The organism is Cedecea neteri, from assembly GCF_000758325.1.
Taxonomy (GTDB): domain Bacteria; phylum Pseudomonadota; class Gammaproteobacteria; order Enterobacterales; family Enterobacteriaceae; genus Cedecea; species Cedecea neteri_B.
In genome coordinates, this window is record NZ_CP009459.1 from 4,328,906 (window position 1) to 4,350,248 (window position 21,343).

19 protein-coding genes are annotated in these 21,343 nt (G+C 58.1%); 2 read left to right on the forward strand and 17 right to left on the reverse strand.

Annotated elements, in window-relative coordinates; all coding sequences use genetic code 11:
• Positions 1-3: 3 nt before the first annotated feature.
• Positions 4-1,089, reverse strand: coding sequence for a chorismate synthase (gene aroC, locus LH86_RS20150; RefSeq protein WP_039295616.1), 1,086 nt, complete (start codon positions 1,087-1,089; stop codon positions 4-6).
• Between the two features lie 82 nt (positions 1,090-1,171).
• A complete protein-coding gene (gene prmB / locus LH86_RS20155; protein WP_008459683.1) occupies positions 1,172-2,104 on the reverse strand; it encodes a 50S ribosomal protein L3 N(5)-glutamine methyltransferase in 933 nt (310 codons plus the stop codon).
• A gap of 173 nt (positions 2,105-2,277) precedes the next feature.
• Between prmB and smrB the strand changes: the two genes are divergently transcribed.
• Positions 2,278-2,829 carry an endonuclease SmrB gene (gene smrB, locus LH86_RS20160; RefSeq protein WP_008459682.1) on the forward strand — a complete coding sequence of 184 codons (552 nt, stop codon included), beginning with the start codon at positions 2,278-2,280 and terminating at the stop codon, positions 2,827-2,829.
• Between the two features lie 285 nt (positions 2,830-3,114).
• Here smrB and sixA read toward each other — a convergent pair whose 3' ends face one another.
• From sixA to LH86_RS20180, 4 genes are all read right to left on the reverse strand, one after another.
• Positions 3,115-3,603 (reverse strand): phosphohistidine phosphatase SixA, encoded by a 489-nt coding sequence (sixA, locus tag LH86_RS20165; protein WP_039295618.1) that lies wholly within the window; start codon positions 3,601-3,603, stop codon positions 3,115-3,117.
• Positions 3,604-3,783: 180 nt separating this feature from the next.
• Positions 3,784-5,949: a fatty acid oxidation complex subunit alpha FadJ gene (gene fadJ, locus LH86_RS20170; RefSeq protein ID WP_039305186.1), complete on the reverse strand. Its 2,166-nt coding sequence runs from the start codon at positions 5,947-5,949 to the stop codon at positions 3,784-3,786.
• Positions 5,949-7,259 (reverse strand): acetyl-CoA C-acyltransferase FadI, encoded by a 1,311-nt coding sequence (gene fadI / locus LH86_RS20175; RefSeq protein WP_039305189.1) that lies wholly within the window; start codon positions 7,257-7,259, stop codon positions 5,949-5,951. Before fadI ends, fadJ begins: the two co-directional genes overlap by 1 nt.
• 178 nt (positions 7,260-7,437) lie before the next feature.
• A complete protein-coding gene (locus LH86_RS20180; protein WP_039305192.1) occupies positions 7,438-7,722 on the reverse strand; it encodes a YfcZ/YiiS family protein in 285 nt (94 codons plus the stop codon).
• Positions 7,723-8,099: 377 nt separating this feature from the next.
• Between LH86_RS20180 and fadL the strand changes: the two genes are divergently transcribed.
• The gene (gene fadL, locus LH86_RS20185) at positions 8,100-9,428 is read left to right on the forward strand and encodes a long-chain fatty acid transporter FadL (protein WP_039305195.1); all 1,329 of its coding nucleotides are present in this window, start codon (positions 8,100-8,102) and stop codon (positions 9,426-9,428) included.
• Between the two features lie 46 nt (positions 9,429-9,474).
• On the opposite strand, the gene LH86_RS20190 is transcribed toward fadL, so the two are convergent.
• The 11 genes from LH86_RS20190 to LH86_RS20240 form a co-directional block, all read right to left on the reverse strand.
• Complete coding sequence (locus tag LH86_RS20190) at positions 9,475-11,376, reverse strand: heavy metal translocating P-type ATPase (protein WP_039305198.1); 1,902 nt, start codon at positions 11,374-11,376, stop codon at positions 9,475-9,477.
• Entirely contained in the window at positions 11,373-12,425 is a 1,053-nt protein-coding gene (gene hflK / locus LH86_RS20195) for a protease modulator HflK (RefSeq protein ID WP_039305201.1), read from the reverse strand. The genes LH86_RS20190 and hflK (LH86_RS20195) overlap by 4 nt, the downstream gene beginning before the upstream one ends.
• A complete protein-coding gene (hflC, locus tag LH86_RS20200) occupies positions 12,422-13,435 on the reverse strand; it encodes a protease modulator HflC (RefSeq protein WP_039305204.1) in 1,014 nt (337 codons plus the stop codon). The genes hflK (LH86_RS20195) and hflC overlap by 4 nt, the downstream gene beginning before the upstream one ends.
• Entirely contained in the window at positions 13,432-15,396 is a 1,965-nt protein-coding gene (hflK, locus tag LH86_RS20205; protein WP_039305208.1) for a protease modulator HflK, read from the reverse strand. Before hflK (LH86_RS20205) ends, hflC begins: the two co-directional genes overlap by 4 nt.
• A gap of 166 nt (positions 15,397-15,562) precedes the next feature.
• The gene (mlaA, locus tag LH86_RS20210) at positions 15,563-16,321 is read right to left on the reverse strand and encodes a phospholipid-binding lipoprotein MlaA (protein ID WP_008459669.1); all 759 of its coding nucleotides are present in this window, start codon (positions 16,319-16,321) and stop codon (positions 15,563-15,565) included.
• Positions 16,322-16,334: 13 nt separating this feature from the next.
• Positions 16,335-17,408, reverse strand: coding sequence for a cytochrome c-type biogenesis protein CcmH (locus LH86_RS20215; protein ID WP_039306438.1), 1,074 nt, complete (start codon positions 17,406-17,408; stop codon positions 16,335-16,337).
• Entirely contained in the window at positions 17,408-17,965 is a 558-nt protein-coding gene (locus tag LH86_RS20220; protein ID WP_039305211.1) for a DsbE family thiol:disulfide interchange protein, read from the reverse strand. The genes LH86_RS20215 and LH86_RS20220 overlap by 1 nt, the downstream gene beginning before the upstream one ends.
• Entirely contained in the window at positions 17,962-19,917 is a 1,956-nt protein-coding gene (locus LH86_RS20225) for a heme lyase CcmF/NrfE family subunit (protein WP_039305214.1), read from the reverse strand. Before LH86_RS20225 ends, LH86_RS20220 begins: the two co-directional genes overlap by 4 nt.
• Complete coding sequence (gene ccmE, locus LH86_RS20230) at positions 19,914-20,393, reverse strand: cytochrome c maturation protein CcmE (protein ID WP_008459665.1); 480 nt, start codon at positions 20,391-20,393, stop codon at positions 19,914-19,916. Before ccmE ends, LH86_RS20225 begins: the two co-directional genes overlap by 4 nt.
• The gene (gene ccmD / locus LH86_RS20235) at positions 20,394-20,606 is read right to left on the reverse strand and encodes a heme exporter protein CcmD (RefSeq protein ID WP_008459664.1); all 213 of its coding nucleotides are present in this window, start codon (positions 20,604-20,606) and stop codon (positions 20,394-20,396) included.
• Complete coding sequence (locus LH86_RS20240) at positions 20,603-21,343, reverse strand: heme ABC transporter permease (RefSeq protein ID WP_039295647.1); 741 nt, start codon at positions 21,341-21,343, stop codon at positions 20,603-20,605. Before LH86_RS20240 ends, ccmD begins: the two co-directional genes overlap by 4 nt.

A 21,343-nucleotide genomic window follows, 5' to 3' on the forward strand; every position in this document is an offset into this window, starting at 1 on the left:
GTCTTACCAGCGAGGCAGCGGGGAAGAAACGTCAGCGTTCTGAGCGCGCTGGCGCAGCAGGTGATCCATCAACACGATAGCCAGCATGGCTTCTGCGATCGGCACAGCGCGGATCCCCACGCAAGGATCGTGACGCCCGCGGGTAATCATCTCCACTTCTTCGCCTTCGCGATTAATGGTTTTGCCCGGCACGGTAATGCTGGAAGTTGGTTTCAGAGCCATGTTAGCCACAATCTGCTGGCCGCTGCTGATGCCGCCCAGAATGCCGCCCGCATGGTTGCTCTGGAAGCCTTGCTGAGTGATTTCGTCCCTGTTCTGGCTGCCGCGCAGATTCACCACGCCGAAGCCTTCGCCAATTTCCACGCCCTTCACCGCGTTGATGCTCATCAGCGCGTGGGCAATGTCTGCGTCCAGGCGGTCAAAGACCGGCTCACCGAGGCCCGGTGGCACGTTGTCAGCCACAACGGTCACTTTCGCGCCGATGGAGTCGCCCTCTTTTTTCAGGCCTCGCATCAGCTCATCCAGCGCTTCGATTTTATCCGGGTCCGGGCAGAAGAACGGGTTCTGCTCAACCTGATCCCAGTCTTTAATTTCCAGCGGAATATCGCCCATCTGCGTCAGGCAGCCGCGAATTTTAATGCCGAATTTCTGCTCAAGGTATTTCTTGGCAATGGCACCCGCAGCAACGCGCATAGCGGTTTCACGCGCAGAAGAACGACCGCCGCCGCGATAATCGCGCAGGCCGTATTTTTGTTCGTAGGTGTAATCCGCGTGTCCCGGACGGAACACGTCTTTGATGGCGCTGTAATCCTGGGAACGCTGATCGGTATTTTCAATCAGCAGGCCGATGCTCGTGCCGGTCGTCACGCCTTCAAACACGCCGGAGAGAATTTTGACCTGGTCAGGTTCACGACGCTGAGTGGTATAACGCGAGGTGCCAGGACGGCGACGATCGAGATCGTGCTGCAGGTCGGCTTCGGTCAGCGGGATGCCCGGCGGAACGCCGTCAACAATGCAGCCCAGCGCGATGCCGTGAGATTCACCAAATGTCGTTACGCGAAAAACCTGTCCAATACTGTTACCAGCCATCACGGCTCCTTAATCACCGTTCTCGTTATTGTGTTGTGCGCGGGAAGTAAAACGAGCCCGAAGGCTCGTCTACGTTCGGCAATTAATCTTTGTAGATACTGAAGTACTCGCGAGCGTCAATCAGCTGCGCTTTAGTCAGCATAAATACGCCGTCGCCGCCGTTGTCGAACTCAAGCCAGGTGAACGGCACCTCCGGGTACTGCTCCATCAGGTGTACCATGCTGTTCCCGACTTCACAAATCAGGATCCCACCGTCGGCCAGGTAATCCGGCGCGCAGCCAAGGATTCGACGAGCCAGCTTCAGGCCATCGCTGCCTGCCGCCAGGCCCAGCTCAGGTTCGAAGTGGTATTCGCCCGGCAGATCCGCCATGTCTTCTTCATCAACGTACGGCGGGTTCGTGACAATTACGTCGTACTGCACTTTAGGCAGATCGCGGAACAGGTCAGAGCGAATCGGCGTGACGTTATGGTCCAGACCGTGTTCGGCAATGTTCTGCTCAGCGACGGCGATAGCGTCAGGGGAAATATCAACGATATCCACTTCCGCGTTCGGGAATTCATAGGCACAGGCAATCCCGATGCAACCGCTGCCGGTGCACATATCCAGAATGTGCTGCGGCTCGTGGTCGATCATCCCGGCAAAGCGGTTATTAATCAGCTCCCCAATCGGCGAGCGCGGCACCAGTACACGTTCGTCCACGTAGAACTCGTGGCCGCAGAACCAGGCTTTGTTGGTCAGATAAGCAACAGGAATACGTTCGTTGACGCGGCGAATCACGCGCTCAACGATGCGGTGGCGCTCGCTTGGGGTCAGGCGCGCGGTGCGCATGTCTTCAGGAATATCCAGCGGCAGGTACAGACTTGGCAGAACCAGCTGAACGGCTTCATCCCATGGATTGTCGGTGCCGTGCCCATACCAGATGTTGGCGGCGCTAAAGCGGCTGACCGACCAGCGCAGCATGTCCTGAATGGTATGCAGCTCGTTTACTGCCTCATCGACGAAAATTTTATCCACGTGCCCTCCGCAGGCGACTCACGCTAGTTCAATAATAATCGGCTAGTTTGCCATGAAGGAGGCGACAAATCAGCATCCATCGACGCCGGGAGGCCGTGAAATTTGCGTTTTCTTTATTGCCGCCGGGTAAAGCAGGTAAACTGGCCGCAAAGCGAATGCGAGATGAGAGAAACATGAAAAAGAAATCACCGCTCAGTTCCGAAGATGAGGCGCTGTTTCGCGGCCTGATGGGCGGCACGAAAAAACTGGCTCAGGACACGATTGTCCACCGCCCGGTGCGCAAGAAAATAACGGAAGTGCCCGTGAAGCGTCTGCTGCAGGAGCAGGCCGATGCCAGCCACTATTTTTCCGATGAGTTCCAGCCACGCCTGGCGACCGAAGGGCCAATGCGCTACGTCCGTGAAGGTGTGAGTCATTTTGAGCTGAAAAAACTGCGCCGCGGGGATTATTCCCCGGAACTGTTTCTTGATTTGCACGGCCTGACCCAGCTTCAGGCCAAACAGGAACTGGGCGCGCTGATTGCCGCCTGTCGCCGCGAGCATGTTTTCTGTGCCTGCGTGATGCACGGCCACGGTAAACACGTTCTAAAGCAGCAAACGCCGCTCTGGCTGGCACAGCACCCGCATATTGTGGCGTTTCATCAGGCACCGAAAGAGTACGGCGGCGATGCCGCGCTGCTGGTGCTGATTGAGATTGAGGAGTGGCAGCCGCCGGAGCTGCCGTAAATTCAGCGTAAGGGATTGCCCTCACCCCGGCCCTCTCCCAGAGGGAGAGGGGGAAAACAAATCGTGAACGTAGGCTTCACCAGGAAGGGGAAAAAGACACCGGACAATCCCCTCTCCCATTTGGGAAAAACAATGCCGGACAATCCCCTCTCCCATTTGGGAAAAACAATGCCGGACGGTCCCCTCTCCCCTTTGGGGAGAGGGTTAGGGTGAGGGGAAAAATTATCCGCACCTTAAACGCAAAAAGAGCCGCTTTCGCGACTCTTTTTTTCATGCTCACAGCAATCAGATAGCCTTAGCCACCTTGAAGTTGCAAGGGCTCATCTGCCAGTTAAACACCCCTTTACCGGTATCCGGGTCCAGCGTGACGTTGGCAATGGCCGAAGTAGTAAACATCGGTGGAGCCTCTTCCGGGCAAAGCTCGGAAACCAGGTAACCCACAAGCGGCAGGTGGGAAACCACCAGCGCAGATTCAACACCTTCACTCGCCAGCGCCAGCAGGTAATCCCCCACCAGGCCCACATCACCGCAGGGCCTCAGCTCTGGCAGGATGTCTTCTTTTTCCGGGAGGTTCAGCGCTTCCCGCACCACGTCCAGGGTCTGTTCAGCTCGCAGGTAAGGGCTCACCAGAACACGTTCGATACTTGCCACTTGACCTGTTAACCAGGTCGCCATCAGACGGGATTCATCACACCCACATTGGGTTAAGGGACGAACCGAGTCGCTGGCAGCATCGAGTGCTGCGTCGCCGTGACGCATGATAAAAACTTGCATATTGCACCGCTTTTGTTAACCAGGAACGCCTGAACCCACACGCTGAAAAAAGTGGGGTTCACGGCAGCCGGGCATTGTGCCTTATCCGTACATCGAATGAAACGCTGTCTTTTACCTCAATGCTGCAAGTATAGTCAATATCTGTTTACAAAATGACCTTGCAGCGTACATTTCCCGATTTTAGCTCAGCGTTTCGTCAAGCTCCGTCACCGGCTGCGACGTCAACGCAGGCCAGAAACTAAGCTGTTGTTCAGCCATAATAATCAGCCTTTCACAGGGGCTGAACCGCTCCCCGTACTGGCTCGCTAAACGCTGTAATTTTGCCACCACATCGGCGGCCCCCAGGCTGTCCATATACCTGAACGGCCCGCCTAAAAACGGCGGAAAACCAATGCCGAAAACGCCGCCAATATCGCCATCACGTGCGCTTCTGACCACGCCTTCATCGAGGCAACGAGCGGCCTCGTTGAGCATCATCATGACGCAGCGCTCGGCTATCTGCGCCGGGGTCTGACGCCCGTTCGGCGTAACGCCTAACAGCGTGTAAATCGCTGTGTCAGGCTGTTTCTTGCTTTTACGCCCTTTTGCCGGATAAAGATAGAAACCGCGACCATTTTTTCTCCCTTTGCGATCGTCCTTCAAGATTGCATCCACGCTATCGGGCGCGGCAAAGCGATCGCCAAAGGCTTGCTGCAGAATCGGGATAATTTTCGTGCCGACGTCTATCCCAACCTCATCCAATAATTGTACCGGCCCCACCGGGAAACCGAACTTCACCAGCGCCTCGTCGATACGCTCGATCGGCTCACCTTCAGTGAGGCAGCGCAGCGCTTCATTGACATAAGGCGCAAGAATGCGGTTGACGTAAAATCCGGCGCTGTCGCCTACCACAATCGGCGTTTTGCCCTGTTTTTTCGCCAGCTGCACGGTCGTGGAAATGGTTTCCGCGCTAGTCCCTGCATGAGGAATCACTTCAACCAGCGGCATTTTGTCTACGGGGCTGAAGAAATGCAGGCCAATAACCTGCTGCGGGCGCGCTGCCTGAGCGGCAATATCGGCAATCGGCAGCGAAGAAGTATTTGAGGCAAAAACGGTGTGCGGCGCAGCATGCTGCTCCACTTCAGCCACCATTTTTTGCTTCAGCGCTAAATCTTCAAACACGGCTTCTACCACAATATCTCGCTGGCTAAAGCCGTGGTAATCGGTTCCACCAGAGATGCGTGCCAGCTCGCGTTGCCGCTCAGCAGGCTTCATATGGCGGCGACGGACTTTCTTCTCCAACAGATCCCAGCTGTATTTCAGCGCGTGGTTAATGCCTTCGTTGTTAATGTCCTTAATACGCACCGGAAGCTTGCCTTTGGTGGCCGTCACATAGGCAATCCCGCCGCCCATCAATCCGCCCCCCAGCACGCCGACAGAATTTAGTTTGCCGGGCTTCGCTTCACCGCCGTACTCTTTTTTCAACTCCGTACTGGCGAAGAACAGGCCGCGTAAGGCGGCAGATTCAGGAGACATGGCCAGCTCACCAAACGCTTTGGCTTCGGCTTCATAGCCGCTTTTGCTCCCTTGCTCCAGCCCGGTGCGGATCACCTCGATAATGCGGCGTGTTGCCGGGTAATTGCCCTGCGTCTTTTCCTCGGTCTTCTTGCTGACCATGCTGAACAAGAGCGAGCGCCCCAGCGGCCCGGCAAGCACGCGTTCTTTTACCGGCAGTTCACGCGAAGGTTTTCGCCCTTTAAGCGCCAGCTCAACGGCGGCCTCAAGCAAAATAGATTCGGGCACTACGTCATCCACCAGTCCCAGTTTCAGGGCCTGACGCGGGCGCAGCTGCTTGCCGGTCAAAATCATGTCCAGCGCATTGCTGACGCCGACCAGGCGAGGCAAACGCTGAGTGCCGCCCGAGCCCGGCAGCAGGCCCAATTGCACTTCCGGCAGGCCAAGCAGCGTTTTAGGTGAATCGGTGCAAATGCGGACGTGACAGGCAAGCGCCATCTCCAGGCCACCACCCAGGCAGGCGCCGTGAATGGCGGCCACCACCGGGATCGGCAGCGCGGCGATTTCCGCCATGATCTGCTGCCCCTGTCGCGCCAGCTCTTGTGCTTCTTGAGCTGTTTTACAGCCGCCTATCATGTTGATATCGGCCCCGGCGATAAAGTTGTCCGGTTTACCGGAGATAAATACCAGCCCCTGCACGCTCGGGTTGTCACGCAGCTTTTTAATAATGCTGTGTACCTGCGCGCCAAATTCGGCCTTCAGGGTATTCATTTTTTCGCCCGGAACGTCGATGGTCACTACGGCAACGTTATCCAGTCGGATGTGTAAATCGAATGCGCCTTGCTGTGCCATCACTCCACCTCCAGAACCATTGCCGCACCAAGCCCACCGGCCGCACACGCGGTCACGAGGCCAAAGCCTCCCCCACGGCGACGCAGTTCATGCAGCGTCTGGGTAATCATCCTTGCGCCCGTCGCCGCAAACGGATGCCCGTAGGCGATCGACCCGCCCAGCACGTTAAATTTCGCGTCATCGACTTCGCCCGTCGCGTGAGCCCGGCCCAGCACATTGCGGGCAAAGTTTTCACTGGAAAGCATTTTCAGGTTGGCTAACGTCTGCGCGGCAAAAGCTTCATGCATATCAAACAGAGTCAAATCATTCAGCGTGATCCCCGCGCGCTCGAGCGCCAGCGGCGTCGCCCACGCCGGGCCAAGCAGCATATCCTGCCAGACATCAATGGCGGTGAATGCGTAGCTGCGCAGGAAACCGAGCGGCTTGAGGCCAAGCTCTTTTGCCCGGGATTCGGTCATCAGGATCACGGCCGCAGCGCCGTCGGTCAGCGGTGTACTGTTCGCTGCGGTCACGGTGCCGTGCCTGCGGTCAAACGCTGGGCGCAGTTTTGCATAATCGGCGAGGCTTGAGCCTCTACGCACGTTGTTATCTTCGGCGAACGGCTGGCGATAGGGAGGAATAAACGCCGTCATCACTTCATCAGCCAGTTTTCCTTCCTGCCAGGCCTGAGCGGCACGCTCGTGGGAACGATGCGCCAGCGCGTCCTGCTGTTCGCGAGTGATGCCGTGAGTTTTCGCCATCTGCTCAGCGGTATCCCCCATACGCAGACCGGTAGAATATTCAGCCACGGCGGGAGGAACAGGTAACAGATCGCGAGGACGTAATTTGGAAAACAGTTTCAGCCGCTGCCCGAGCGTGCGTGCTTTATTCACGTCCACCAGCGTGCGGCCCAGCTTTTTGCTGACGCCAATAGGCAGCACGGAAGAGGAATCTGCGCCGCCTGCAATCCCGGCGCGGATTGTACCGGCCATCAAACTTTCGGCCACGTTTGCAACGGCCTGGAAACTTGTGGCACACGCACGGCTGACGCTGTAGGCATCGGTATGGACGCTCATGCCGGTCGCCAGCACAATTTCACGGGCAATGTTTGGCGCTTCCGGCATTTGTACCACCTGGCCAAATACCAGCTGCTCAATCGCTTCAGGCGGCACTTCGCTGCGGGCCATCAGCTCACTCACCACCATATTGCCGAGATCGACGGCGGGAATACCATGAAAAGCCGTGGCCTGGCGGGCAAACGGCGTACGTAAACCACTGACAATGGCAATACGATCGCCCTGGCGGGTAATCAACGGCAGTGCCTGACTCATAACGCTCCCCTGCTAAAAAAGTGAATACAGACAAAAAGTGGTCTGACCTGATCACAGTCTTAACTAAAAATTCACATTCAGCCAACTGGCTGGCGAGAAAAATGGGAGAAGCGACACGAATTATTACATAACGAAATGAACGCCCCCGCTTTACACGGGGGAATTAGAGAGGAGGAACTTAACGCAGGCCGAGCTGGAAGATCATCGTTTCGGCCTGGCAGCTAAACTGGAAATCAATATCCAGCTGCACGCCATCGGCAACTTCGGTGTAGCGCGGTGTAATCTGACAAGGTTCAGACTCAACGTCACGGGCCTTAGCCGTTAACGCAGCCAGGACTTCATCGGCTTCTGTTTTGCTAGCAAATACACGGCTGTAGGAGGCGATGCAATCTGTGTTGTCGATAATAGAACCGACATCAATGCAGCAGCAAACCGGGGTTTCATCGGCGGTATTTTTACTCATCACGCTTTCCTCTGTAATGCGGCTTAAAAAAGGAGAATGGTTAAAATAATTGTGGCTATTTTACGCCCGCCGTTGCATCGGCTCCAGTTGATAATCCTCACAAAACCGACAAGTGACGGAAATCACACTTAAAAATGATCTAAAACAAATAACATCCCCGCTTTGATGAGAAGTTCCCCCCAATTTTGCCACTCAGATCCCGTTTTCAAGATCAAACATGAAAAACTTTAGAAACAAACTTGCAACATCCTCGCTGGTCAGACCTATACTCTCGCCACTGGTCTGATTTCTCTGTACCCGATCAGTCCCTACTATTCGCGCTCCTGTTACGGTATGTAACATTGTTTGCATAAAAATAAATCAATGAGGTTTTGGTCATGAGCCAGAAAAACCTGTTTACAAAGTCAGCCCTCGCGGTTGCAGTGGCAATAGTCTCCTCCCAGGCGTACGCCGCCGGCTTTCAATTAAACGAGTTCTCTTCCTCTGGCCTTGGCCGAGCGTATTCGGGGGAAGGTGCAGTTGCGGATAATGCGGGTTCAGCAAGCCGCAACCCCGCTACCATCATGATGTTCGATCGCCCTTCTTTCTCTGCTGGCGCGATCTTCGTTGACCCGGACGTTGATATCTCTGGCCGTTCGCCGTCAGGCAAAAGCCTGGATGCGAAAAACATCGCACCAACCGCATGGGTCCCTAACCTGCACTTTGTTGCGCCGATTAACGAACAGTTTGGCTGGGGTGCCTCCGTCACCTCGAACTACGGCCTGGCCACCGAATATAATGACAGCTATGCAGCGGGCTCGATGGGCGGTACCACCGACCTGACCACCCTGAACCTGAACCTGAGCGGCGCTTACCGACTGAACAGCAACTGGAGCTTCGGCCTCGGTTTCGACGCTGTTTATGCTAAAGCGAAGATTGAGCGTTACGCAGGCGATCTGCCGCAGTTGATTGCTGGCAACCCAGCGTCTCCACTGACTCCGGCTCAACGCCAGGCTATCGGGACACTGCCGGCCGATACTCAGATTGCCCACCTGAAGGGTGATAAATGGGGCTTCGGCTGGAACGCAGGTATTCTTTATGAAATTAATAAAGACAACCGCTACGGCTTTACCTACCGTTCAGAAGTCAAAGTCGACTTTGACGGCGACTATAAGAGCAGTTTACCTGCGGCGTTTAACCCGCTGCTGTCGAACTTTGGTCTGCCTTCCGGAACCAACGGTGCAACCGTTCCTGGCTCTCTGAGTCTGCATCTGCCAGAAATGTGGGAACTGTCCGGTTATAACAAAGTGGCGCCGAAATGGGCCGTCCACTATAGCCTGACCTATACCAGCTGGAGCCAGTTCCAGGAGCTGAAGGCAACCGGCAGCAATGGCCAGACGCTGTTCTATAAAGATGAAGGCTTCAAAGATGCTTACCGCATCGCGCTGGGTACCACCTACTACATGGACGACAACTGGACGTTCCGTACCGGTATCGCGTTCGATGACAGCCCGGTTCCGGCTGATAAGCGCTCTATCTCCATTCCAGACCAGGATCGCCTGTGGCTGAGCGCCGGTACCACCTATGCGTTTAACAAAGACGCTTCTGTGGACGTCGGCGTTTCCTACATGCACGGTCAGAAAGTCAATATCGAAGAAGGCCCATACACCTTCAAATCTGAAGGTAAAGCCTGGCTGTACGGCGCTAACTTTAACTACGCGTTCTAAGTTACAGCCCCAAAAAGTAAAGCGTCTTCTGATGAAGGCGCTTTTTTTATGCCTGCTCGCTCAGCTTCTCTTCAAACCGCAGTAACCTTCCCGCGTTGCCGAGCACCAGCAGCGTGCTGAGGTTATGCAGCAGCGCGGCGATAACGGCACCTGATGCTCCCAGCCAGCCAAAAGCCGCCATCGCAACAATGGCCAGCGTCCAGCCCAGGCCGATAAACACGTTGACCTGCAAAGTCCGGCGACAGCGGCGGCTCAGCCGCACGCAGGTGCCCAGGCGACGAAGATCGCTGCCAATCAGCACAATATCCGCCGAAGACATCGCGATATCGGACCCACCAGCCCCCATTGCCACACCCACCACGCCAGCCTTTAATGCCAGCGAATCATTGATACCATCGCCGATAACCATAGGCCGATAGCCGCTGTCGATTTGTCGTTTCACCTGTGCCAGCTTATCCGCGGGCAGCGCCCCGGCCACCACGTCGGTAATCCCCACCTGGTGCGCAATCCGGTCGGCAACCGACTGGCGATCGCCGGTCAGTAAAAGCTGTCGGTTTAGCCCAAGATCGCGCAGCTCGGCCATCGCCGTGGCTGCCTCGTCACGCAGACTATCGGCCAGCAGCAGCCAGCCAAGAAAACGGCCATCCAGCGCCAGCCCGACAATCGGGCCATCGTGTTCAGGGGCTTCAGGTAAGTCGGTCAACGTGGCGGCCAACAGTTCACGCCTGCCAAGCACAGCTTCTCCCTGCGCTGTAGAGGCAGAAACGCCTAACCCCTGATGCTCACGCACGTTGTCGAGGGGCAGCCAGACTTCCCGCGAAACAATCTCGCTCACCGCGCGGCTGACCGGGTGATTACTGGTCGCGCCCAGGCTCGCCGCCAGGGTTTGCAGCCAGGCGGGATCGGTATCACCGTATGGTGCCACGGCCTGCAGATGCAGCCTGCCGTAGGTCAGCGTGCCGGTTTTGTCGACCACTACGGCGTTGATCTCCGCCAGCTCCTCAAGAAACGCCGCCCCGCGAATTAAAATGCCGTGGCGGGCGGCCACCGTCAGCCCGGCAATAGATGATGCCGGGGCGGAAAGCACCAGCGCGCAGGGACAGGCCGCCACCAAAACGGCCAGCATCGCCTGGGCATCCTGCGTCAGGAACCAGGTACTGGCGGCAATCATCAGCACTAAAAGCAGATAACGTGCCGCATGGCGCTCGAGCAGGCGCGTTATCGGCGGGCTTGCCTGTTCCGCGCTTTGCATCAGGGCGATCACGCGCCCCAATGTCGAGGTTTCTCCGGTACGCGTGACCCGGATGCGCAGCAGGCCATCAAGGTTTATCGCCCCGCCAAAAACTTCCGCACCCGGCTCAACTTCCTGCGGCACGGACTCCCCGGTAATGGGCGCTGTGTCCAGGCTGGCTTTGCCTTCCAGCACCAGGCCGTCGGCAGGAATATGATCCCCGGCACGCACCTCAACCACATCGCCTGGTTCGAGATCGTGGTTGTCGATTTCCTGTAGCTGGCCATCTGCGCTTAATCGCCTCGCCCGGCTGCGCGTGAGTTTGCTCAGCGCTGCAATAGCTTCCTGTGAGCCAATGACGCTTCGCTCTTCGAGAATATGCCCGACGATCATGATCAGCGGCAGCAGCGCGGCGGTCAGAAGATCGCCCGTCGCCCAGGCACCCAACAATGCCAGCGCGATAAGCTGGTCGGTCAATCCGTGCAGGCTGGGATAGCGCAGGCTATGCAGCGCGTGACGCAGCACCGGGACAGCAACGACCACCGAAGCCGCGCCCAAAAGTAAATCGCCGACGGCAATCTGTTGAGGCGCCAGCCACCGCCAAAGCAGCCCCAGAATAAGTGCCCCGCTGGCCACCAGCGCCAGCATCAGCTGGCGAGTGATATACCGCTGCTCCTGGCGGGTAAGCGCCCCACCGGCTTGTACAGAAGAAGTCATGGTTTCGTCGCCTCTTGTTGCGCTACACCCTGCAGGATCAAATGGGCATCATCCTGCGGCGACACGGTAATCACCGATCCGGCCTGGGACAGGATCCCGGCTATGCGCTGGCGGTAAATGCGTCCCAGTAAATCGGGATCGTCATGGTTGCTGGCCAGTCGGGCAATCGTCGCCGTGTCCGACTGCGCCTTCGCCACGCTCTCCTGCGCTTTGGCCTGGGCGGTTTGTAGCATCTGATCGGCCTGTTGAACCGCCTTTTGCCGCGTTAATGAGGCATCGCTTTGCGCCGTCGCGATTGCTTTCGAGGCCTGCTGGCTGGCGGTTAAGACCGCGTTGAATGCCGCCACGGTCGTCAGTGGTAAAGCTGACTGCACGGTTACCCGCTCAAGCGTGATACCCGCGTCGCTCCCCGATGCCTGCAGCCGCAGCAAGTTTTGTTCGATATTTCGCTGCACGTCGCTCCGTAGCTGCTCGCGCTGCTGAGACACGTTCATATCGTTGCCGGGCATTTCGGGCCGGGCAACCAGAATGGTATCCAGATCGCGGGAAGCGCAAACCGCGACCGCCGCGCGCTCCACCAGCCGATCCAGCAGGGGCAGGACATGTTTGTCCTGTAGGACGTAAGCGGTTGGCGTTCTGACCCGGTAAAACACGCTAATATCCAGCTGCACAACGCCCGCGTCACCGGTGAGCAAGAAACCTGAGCCCGAAACAGCATCATTGCCGGGGCCACCGTTGATATCCAGGCTTTGCGCTTCGGACGAGCGCAGCAGCGCGGTCACCCGGTGTTCAATCACCCGATCCGGCCCCGGCACCATCACCACTTCATTGACCGGCGCGGGCCAGGCAAGCAGCAAGCCTGGTTCAGCCACCCGCTGCTCCGCGCCGAAGCGCAGCACCACGGCCCTGCTACCCGGTGGAATTTGCCGGACATTCGACAGCAGCCACGCCCCGGCGGCAAACAGCGTCAGCACAAAAATCGCGATAAACGCCAGCCGAATCGACTGCGCCCACGGCCCACCGGGCTCAAGTTTTTGCCGTTCGGTCATGGTTTTTTATCCGTCGCTTTATCCATTTGCGGCCCGTCAACCAGCAGGCTGAACGGTTTGGCATCGGTACGCAGCACCAGTCGGGTTTGCCCATTCACCATGCCGCTGAGGGCGTCAATCTGGCGCAGCAGGCTATAAAGCTGCGGTGCGCTGGCGTAGGCTTTGCCGTAAATCGACGCCGTTTGTACCTGGGCCTGGGCTTCGATATCCGCCGCTTTCACCGAGGCCTGAGCTTCTGTAATACGGGCATCGCGATCGGCAGCCGAACGAATCTCTGCCGCCGCACGCTTACCTTCCGCCGTACGCTCAATCGCAATGGTTTCACGCTCTGCGCGCATACGGTCAACCGTGGCGTTGAGCGTCACGGCAGGCAACGTCAGGCGCTCGGTACCCATCTGCACCAGCCTGATGCCGTAACTTTGCAGCAGCGGCTGGCTGATTTGCTGCTGAAGATGAGACTCAAACTGCGCCAGCTGAACCTGTTTGCCGTCGGTGTTCACCAGTTGAGAAAGCGTGAAGCCGCTGGCGGTGGTTTCCAGCGCCGAACCTAAATAAGTACGAATTTGCCGGGCCGCTTCGTCCGGCTGGTTTTGCACTGCCCGCATAAACCGCTGCACATGCTCAGGGGTGCTATCCACTTCCCACACCGCGTAGGACTGAACGATGATCCGCAGGCCATCGCGCGTGCCGACATCCTGCAGCCCGCTGGACGTCGTCCGAAGGCGCAGATCCACCACCGTCGCAGTTTCAAAAGGGGCGGGCAAGCGCCAGGCAAGCCCCGGTTTCAGCAGTACGCGGACAGGTTTGCCAAAACGAGTGATCACCAGGGATTCACCGGATCTCACCTGCACCAGACTCGCGGCCGCAAGCAGAATAACAACCAAAACAACGGCGGCGGCAATACGCTTCCAGGCGCCTTTTTTACCCCCTTCCGGGGCGGAAGAGTGACCATGACTGCAGCCGTGGCCGTGGTGGTGATCATGATGTCCATGAGAGTGCGAATGGCTCACCGGGAAAGCTCCTGTGCGGGTTTAGCGGGCGCGTCACGCCGCGCCGCATCGGTAGAAGTAGGGAAATCACGCAGATCGAGCGTGGGCGGCGAACCGGCACCAATTCGCTGGTCAATGACCAATAACGGGCGGCCGCTGAGCGCCTGCTGAAGCTGTTTAAACCAAAGCTCGTCGATAAAGATCTGTCCGGCCTGCTGGTACGCGTTTTTCTGCGCGGCAAAGCGGGTGGCCGTTGCCTGAGCTTCGCTTAACGCTTCGGTGGCATTGACCTGCGCCGTGTTCTCACGCACTGCGGCATTGGTCGCGGCAAGCGCGGCTTTTTCGGCCGCACTTCCCTGCTCCCGCAGGATCAGCGACTGGGCGGCAATCTGCGCGGCCTGCACGCCATGAAAGGCATCGGCCGCGCCGGCAGGCGGATGAATCGCCTCCACGACGGTAGAAAGAATTTCCACGCCGCTGTGCAGGCTATCCAGCTGCTGCTGCACGGCCTGGTTAATCTGCCCGGCCAGGTCGTCACGCCGCTCGCTCAGGACATCGTCCAGCGTTAAAGACGAGAACTGATGAACCAACACCTGATTTGCGGTGCTGCGCACCAGTTCGGACAGGTTTACCGCCCGGTAGGTCGCCGCCAGTGCGGCTTTGTCGCTCAGGCCAATACGCCACATAAAACGCACGTCGCTGTTAACGATCTGCAAGCTTTGCCGATCCCCACTTTGGCTGGCGATGATTTGTGCTTTGTCGAAGTTGTGGGTGGCGTCCCACAGTCTGTCGGCGCTGGCGGGCGCGGGGCCTTCGGCGTCGGCGCGTTTTGCCGGAGCCTGGCTGGCCGGATCTTCCCCAGCCGCCAGCTCATGTACCTGGCCATTTTCGGTCAACTGTACCCGACCAAACGGCCAGGGCAGCCCCAGATGCAGCCCCGGTTCAAGCACCGCCACAGAGCGGCCAAAGCGCTCATACACGCCACGTTCGGTGGCTGAAATTTGCTGCACCCCGGTCAGCAGCCAGCCGCAGATCAGCATCAGGGTCACCATCGGGATAAACGCGCGCTTCAGGACGGTGAAAGCCCAGACCTGGCGAAGGTCGATGCCAAACCGCTGGTGCAGCTCCTGCTGTAAAAACCCGAGCGGGCGCGGCGGCCAGGTTAGCTGGGCGGCCAGCTGGCTTTTGGGAATCAGCCCTGGTTCTGTCGTACCGTCTCCGGGGGGCGCAAACAGAGAGAACAGCCCGCGCAGCATAAACTCGGCGGCAACCAACAGCACCAGAACAGCAGGCAAGTTTATCGCCAGTGCACTGTTAAGTTGTGGCCAGACAAGTCCCGGTAAACTCAGAAGCTGTACCGCCATCACCAGGCGCAGCAGCGGCGCTATCGACCCGGCTTCCGGGGAGGCCTCTTTCGACACCGCACTGAGATGCCGTTCAGCCACCAGCAACACAAAGACGGATCCTGCCAGGCAGGCCACCGCAATCCAGCGGTTATTACTGTCCAACAGCGGAACGTAGCGGCTACTCCAGCCAGAAAGCGCAATATAGAACGTCAGCGCGGCAAGCGCCCCGGACCAGATGCCCTCCGCCTTAAACAAAGCTTCAGCCCGGGCAAAATTGAACGGCACCAGACCCGTGAACCAGCTCAAAAGCGGGTTCTTTGGCACATCTTCATGCTGAACCGAAGGCTCAGCCGGTGGGGAAAATTTAAGGCTTCGCCACTGGCAAATACGCTGCGCCGCGTGCAGTGAAATGACCAATAACAAAAGCGCGGCGGCATTGCTGCACAATAAAGCGACCCAGCGGGAAGCCGGCTCCAGAATACTGACCGTCAGCGCCAGCAGGAGCATCATAAACAGCAAGAAGGTTAAGGCGAACACCGCGCGGGCGGCGAGTCGGGCCTGCGCGCCGGCCAGCGAATAGCGAGCGGGCAGCGCCTGAGGCAGCAGTTCAGCTTCGGGTAACCGGGTAGGTGGCATGATGTTTTAAATGTGAGGTGCGCAAGAGTTGCACAGTATTTTCAGATTGTTATTTTATAACATACCAACACAAAATGCTGGCGAGTAAAGATGTGTCATTTTATGTCAGTGTGATGACAATAAAAAAGCGAACATAAATGTTCGCTTTTTCACATCCAGATATCGCTTACTGGGAGTCGATATCTTTCAGGTCATCCTGAATCGCCGCCGCGTTCGGATTCGCCTCTGGCTTAAGCTGGCCGCCGTTGGCCAGGAAGTCATGGCGCTGGAAGTAGGCTTCACGCACGGTGATGTAAGGATCGGCAGACTGGCGCAGCAGGCCGTCGGAATCCAGCAATTGAGCACGCGTTTCGACGCCTTCAACCGCCCATTTACCGATGGACATCGGCCAGGTCAGCCAGGATAGCACCGGATACAGGGTATCGACGAAGTCACCGCCGTCTTCACGCAGCGTGAAGCTGCCGTAGCCCGGTAACATCACATAAGGGCCGTAGCCTACGTCGTAATGGCCCAGCGTGCTGCCGAAGCGGTGAGGCTCGACGCGCTGAAGTTTAGGATTAGCCATTCCGGCCACGTCGATGAAGCCGCCCATCCCCAGCAGGGTGTTCAGGAAGAAACGCGTAAAGTGTACCATCCCCTGGTACGGATCGCCCTGCACGAAGTAGTTCACCATCGTGGCGGGCTCTTCGAGGTTGCTGGTGAAGTTGCTCAGGCCGTTGCGCGCTGGCACCGGCACATAGTCACGCCACGCTACGGCCACCGGACGCAGAACATACGGGTCCAGCACGTTGTAGTTGAAGTTGAACATTGAACGGTTGAACCCTTCGAGCGGGTCCGAACGCCCCTGAGGCTGCTGGCTCCCAGAACTGGCACATCCCACTAATACCGTTGTTGCCAGAGCAAGTCCGGTCAGGCGGAAATTCATTAGCGTCTCCCTATTATTGTTTGTCTGCGCTTTCAGTGGTGCCCGGTTCAAGCTGGGCCCTCGCCTGATCGATGCTGCGCTCAATGACGGCGCGGCGCTGGTCGTTTGCCGGTAAAATTTTCAGCATCATGTCCCACGCCCCAATCGCCTCACGGTAGTTCTGGCGCTCAAAAGCATTAAACGCCAGCAGGCTGAGCACGCGAATATTCGTGTGGTCATCTTTTAACATTTCGCGGAGCAGAAGCCCACCAAGCTGGTTATCCTGCGCGTCGGCAGAGCGGGTCAATACTTCAGCATAGCCCAGCTTTGCTTCGCCGTTTGTGGGCGCAAGTTTATAGGCGTGAGCAAAAGCTTGTGTGGCCGTTGTGGCGTTATTCAGCACCATGCCAATGCGCCCAAGCATCATCCAGCCTTCAAGATTATCAGGCTGTTGCTGCAATCGCGTGCGTAATCCTAACCCAAGACGCGCCATCTCTTCCATAGTCAGCGGCGCGGCCTGCGGGTCAAGAACACGTTTTAACAACGCTGGCGTCTCAGCTGTCGCCTGCCGCCAGGCCTGCACCTGCGCCAGCCCGGACGTTTTCAGATAACTGCCAGCGCTGACTGCCACCAGCAGCACGGCACCAGGCAAAAAGACCCACAGCGAGATTTTCCCCACGGTTATCCCGTCATTCAGCGTCGGGTTATCTTCCGTGAGCGAAATTTTTTGCCGCCTGCGGCTGCGCAGCACAATCACCGCCGCACCACCAATAATAAACAGCGCTGGCAGCACCCAGAGGATCACCGTGGCTGGGGTCAACGGCGGCTCATAGGTCACAAAATGGCCGTAGCGCTCGACCATATAATCTACGATCTGCTGTTTGCTTTTGCCCTGCTGCATCAGCTCATAGACTTTAAGCTTCATGTCTGAGGCAATCATCGCGTTGGAATCCGCAATGCTGTTGTTCTGGCATTTCGGGCAGCGTAGCGCCTCGGTTAGCTGGCGAAACTGCTGCTCCTGCGCTTCATCCTTAAAGGTGAAGGTATCAATGGCCGCCGCCGCATGGATGCTAAACAGCATCCCGAGCATTAAAAGCATTGCGCGCATCATGAGCCCGCCTCCTGGCTGTATTTTTCCCACAGCGGCTTGAGCTCCTGCTGCCAGACGCGATCGTTCAGATCGCCCGCGTGGCGGTAGCGGATGATCCCCTTGCCGTCGATCAGGAAGGTTTCCGGCGCACCATACACGCCCAGATCCAGCCCCAGCATGCCGTTGCCGTCAAACAGGCTTAACATGTACGGGTTGCCGAGATCGCGCAGCCAGTTAATCGCTTTATGGCGATCGTCTTTATAGTTCATTCCCACCACGCGCACGCCCTGCGCGGCCAGCCCGTTAAGAAACTTGTGCTCGGCGCGGCAGGTTGGGCACCAGGTCGCCCAGACGTTCAGCAGCAGAGGCTTGCCGTCCGCCAGCACTTCCCGCCCCCACTCTTTACCCGGCTCGTCGAGGGATTCCAGGCGGAACACCGGCACCGGCTTACCAATCAGCGCCGACTCCAGATCCGTGGGCGCTTCGCCCTGGGCATTACGCGCCAGCTGCCAGAGCAGAAGCGAGGCCAGCAGCAGAAACAGCGCCAGCGGAATAAACAGATAGCGGCGCTTCATGCTGCGGCCTCCGGCTTAACTTTACGGCTGCGGTAGCGCGGGTCGCACAGGCAGCAAAGGCCACCGAGGGCCATCAGCAGCCCACCCGCCCAAATCCAGCGCACGAAAGGTTTGTAATACAGGCGCACCGCCCAGCTGCCGTCGTCCAGCTCTTCACCCAGCGCGGCATAGAGGTCGCGGGTGAAACCACCGTCGATAGCAGCCTCGGTCATCATCGCCCGGTTGCTGTTATAGAAACGCTTTTCAGCATGCAGCGTAGCTTCCGGTTTGCCGTGGCGAGTGACGTCAATAACGCCCACGCCGCCGCGATAGTTAGGGCCAGTGATGTCCCGCACTTCGCGGAACACAAAGTGGTACTGGTGAATATCAATGCTGTCGCCGGACTTCATGCGCACGTCACGCTCCACGCTGTAGCTCTGGCTAAAGGCGATGCCGACCACCGCCACCGCCAGGCCCAGATGCGCGGAAACCATTCCCCAATGGCTGGCGGGAATTTTGCGTAGCCCATCCCAGAAACCGTGGCGATGCGTGGCGCGCTGATAAACCTCCATCAGCGCCAGCACAAAGACCCAGACGGCCATCAGTAGGCCGACCACCGTCATAGCCTCTACACGATCCTGCATCAGCCACGGTAAGAGCAGCGACAGAATCAGCGTGATAACCACCGCCGCCAGCAGATGCTTGCGCAGCTTGCCCGGCTCGTCGCGCCGCCAGCGAACCAGCGGCCCAATGCCGAGCATCAGTGCAAACGGGGCCATCAGCGCAGTAAACATCGTATTGAAGAACGGCTCCCCGATGGAAATGCTGCCGAGGCCAAGCTGCTTATGCACCAGCGGCAGCAGCGTGCCCAGCAGAACCACCAGCATGGCGGCAATCAGCAGGACGTTGTTGCCAAGCAGGAAAGACTCGCGTGACCAGAGATCGTTGCTCACGCGAGAACGCACTTTGCTGCCTTTGACCGCATAGAGCAGCAGCGAACCGCCGATAACCACTACCAGAAAAGCCAGAATAAACATGCCGCGCGCCGGATCGGACGCAAAGGAATGCACCGACACCAGCACGCCGGAGCGAACCAGGAACGTCCCCAGCAGGCAAAGCGAAAAGGCGCTTATCGCCAGCAGCACCGTCCAGGCTTTAAAACTGCCGCGTTTTTCGGTGACGGAAAGCGAGTGGATCAGCGCGGTACCCGCCAGCCACGGCATAAACGAGGCGTTTTCTACCGGGTCCCAGAACCACCAGCCACCCCAGCCCAGTTCGTAATAAGCCCACGCCGACCCCAGCACAATCCCCACCGTCAGGAAAGCCCAGGCCGCCAGCGTCCACGGTCGAGTCCAGCGCGCCCAGGCGCTGTCCAGCCTGCCGCCCAGCAGAGCCGCAATCGAGAAAGCAAACGCCACAGAGAACCCTACGTAGCCCATATACAGCAGCGGCGGGTGCAGAATCAGGCCGATGTCCTGCAGCAGCGGGTTTAAATCTCGCCCTTCCAGCGGGTAGTCCGGCAGCGTGCGGATAAACGGATTGGAGGTGAAAATAATAAACAGCAGGAAGCCGAAGTTAATCATCCCCATAACTGCCAGCACGCGGGCGTGATCTTCTTTAGGCATGCTGCGCCCGGTGAGAGCAACGGCAAAAGTCCAGCCGCTCATCATCAGCACCCACAGCATCAATGACCCTTCGTGCGCCCCCCAGGTGGCCGCCACGCGATACCAGACCGGCAGCTCGGTATTGGAGTTATTGGCGACGTAAAGCACGCTGAAGTCGTTCACCACGAAGGCGTTAATCAGAATCAGAAACGACGCGCAAAGGGTGATAAACAGCGCCCAGCTAAACGGCCTCGCGGAGGCCATCAGCCGCTTATCACCGCGCGCCACGCCCCAAAGTGGGTAAACGCTTAATAGCAAAGACCAGCCGAGCGCCAGGCTTAGCAGAAACCCACCGATTTCCGGCATCATGAGGCGTTATCCTTATACACTTCCGGGGCCTGCTGGTGATTCTGCTCCATCGCCGCTTTCACCTCCGGTGGCGTGTAGTTTTCATCATGTTTCGCCAGCACTTCTTTGGCATGAATAAGCGTGGCACCTTCCATTACGCCCTGGGCCACCACGCCCTGCCCCTCGCGAAACAGATCCGGCAGGATGCCCTCGTAAGTAACATCCACCACGCCGCGAGCGTCATACAGCTTGAAGCTGACCTTCAGGCTCTGGCTGTCGCGCTTCACGCTGCCCGGCATCACCATGCCGCCAATTCTCAGGCGCTGCCCGGTTTCCGGCATCAAATGGCTTTCACCTTTGCCGTAGATAATTTCGCCGGGGGTATAAAACAGGTCGATATTGCTGCGCAGGGCATAAAGCACGAGCGTAATGGTAAGCCCGAGGCCAGCCAGCACCGCCACGGCCAGATAAAGCCGGTTTTTACGACGCGGATTCACTTAAACTTCCTCCTGGCGCTGGCGAGCGACACGAATACGCTGCTCTCTGGCCTGCTGACGAGCCACCGCCCGCAGAATGGCGCGATGCTGGTAGCGTGTGTGAAAAATCAGCCCAAGCAGCGGCAGAAGCGTAAAAGCCACCGCCAGCCAGACGTAAAAGGCGTAGCCGCCCATGGCGAAAAACTCGCCCCAGTGAGTGAACGCCCACGTCATGATTTTGCTCCTTTGCCATTAGCAAGCGCTAACACCCACGGACGGCGGCTTTCCTGCAACAGCAACAGGTTACGCAGACGCATCAGGGTAAGCGTGATAAAGAGCGCGAGGAAGCCGAAAATGGTCCAGCGCAGCGGCGTGCGCATGGAAGGGTCGATGGACTGCTGCATATTGGTCGAGCCCTGATGCAGCGTGTTCCACCACTCCACCGAGAAGTGAATAATCGGCAGGTTTACCACACCGACCAGCACCAGAATCCCGGCGGCCCGGCCCGCAAGACGGCGATCGTCAAACGCGCTGTAAAGCGCAATGGCGCCTACGTAGAGAAACAGCAGCACCAGTTCAGAGGTCAGTCTCGCGTCCCAAATCCACCACGTACCCCACATTGGCTTCCCCCAGGCGGAGCCGGTGACCAGCGCGATAAAGGTAAACGCCGCGCCGACGGGGGCCATCGCCATCACTGCCAGATCGGCGGTTTTTATCTGCCACACCAGGCCAATAAAGGCAGCAATCGCCATGCTGGCGTAAATGCCCATCGACCACATGGCCGCCGGGACGTGCAGGTACATGATCCGGTAGCTCTGCCCCTGCTGGTAGTCCGCCGGGGCAATACCAAAGCCCCAGACGCAGCCGACCACCAGCAGCACCGCGCTGAGGATGGCCAGCCAGGGCAGCAAGCGGCCACAAAAGTGGTAGAGCCGCTCGGGTTTAGCCAGCTGATGTAATGTTTTCCACAT

Excerpts from the sequence above, each read along its gene's own strand:
- aroC (WP_039295616.1), bottom strand. The coding sequence starts at position 1,089 with ATGGCTGGTAACAGTATTGGACAGGTTTTTCGCGTAACGACATTTGGT.
- smrB (WP_008459682.1), top strand. The coding sequence starts at position 2,278 with ATGAAAAAGAAATCACCGCTCAGTTCCGAAGATGAGGCGCTGTTTCGC.
- sixA (WP_039295618.1), bottom strand. The coding sequence starts at position 3,603 with ATGCAAGTTTTTATCATGCGTCACGGCGACGCAGCACTCGATGCTGCC.
- fadJ (WP_039305186.1), bottom strand. The coding sequence starts at position 5,949 with ATGGCACAGCAAGGCGCATTCGATTTACACATCCGACTGGATAACGTT.
- fadI (WP_039305189.1), bottom strand. The coding sequence starts at position 7,259 with ATGAGTCAGGCACTGCCGTTGATTACCCGCCAGGGCGATCGTATTGCC.
- LH86_RS20180 (WP_039305192.1), bottom strand. The coding sequence starts at position 7,722 with ATGAGTAAAAATACCGCCGATGAAACCCCGGTTTGCTGCTGCATTGAT.
- fadL (WP_039305195.1), top strand. The coding sequence starts at position 8,100 with ATGAGCCAGAAAAACCTGTTTACAAAGTCAGCCCTCGCGGTTGCAGTG.
- LH86_RS20190 (WP_039305198.1), bottom strand. The coding sequence starts at position 11,376 with ATGACTTCTTCTGTACAAGCCGGTGGGGCGCTTACCCGCCAGGAGCAG.
- hflK (WP_039305201.1), bottom strand. The coding sequence starts at position 12,425 with ATGACCGAACGGCAAAAACTTGAGCCCGGTGGGCCGTGGGCGCAGTCG.
- hflK (WP_039305208.1), bottom strand. The coding sequence starts at position 15,396 with ATGCCACCTACCCGGTTACCCGAAGCTGAACTGCTGCCTCAGGCGCTG.
- mlaA (WP_008459669.1), bottom strand. The coding sequence starts at position 16,321 with ATGAATTTCCGCCTGACCGGACTTGCTCTGGCAACAACGGTATTAGTG.
- LH86_RS20215 (WP_039306438.1), bottom strand. The coding sequence starts at position 17,408 with ATGCGCGCAATGCTTTTAATGCTCGGGATGCTGTTTAGCATCCATGCG.
- LH86_RS20220 (WP_039305211.1), bottom strand. The coding sequence starts at position 17,965 with ATGAAGCGCCGCTATCTGTTTATTCCGCTGGCGCTGTTTCTGCTGCTG.
- LH86_RS20225 (WP_039305214.1), bottom strand. The coding sequence starts at position 19,917 with ATGATGCCGGAAATCGGTGGGTTTCTGCTAAGCCTGGCGCTCGGCTGG.
- ccmD (WP_008459664.1), bottom strand. The coding sequence starts at position 20,606 with ATGACGTGGGCGTTCACTCACTGGGGCGAGTTTTTCGCCATGGGCGGC.
- LH86_RS20240 (WP_039295647.1), bottom strand. The coding sequence starts at position 21,343 with ATGTGGAAAACATTACATCAGCTGGCTAAACCCGAGCGGCTCTACCAC.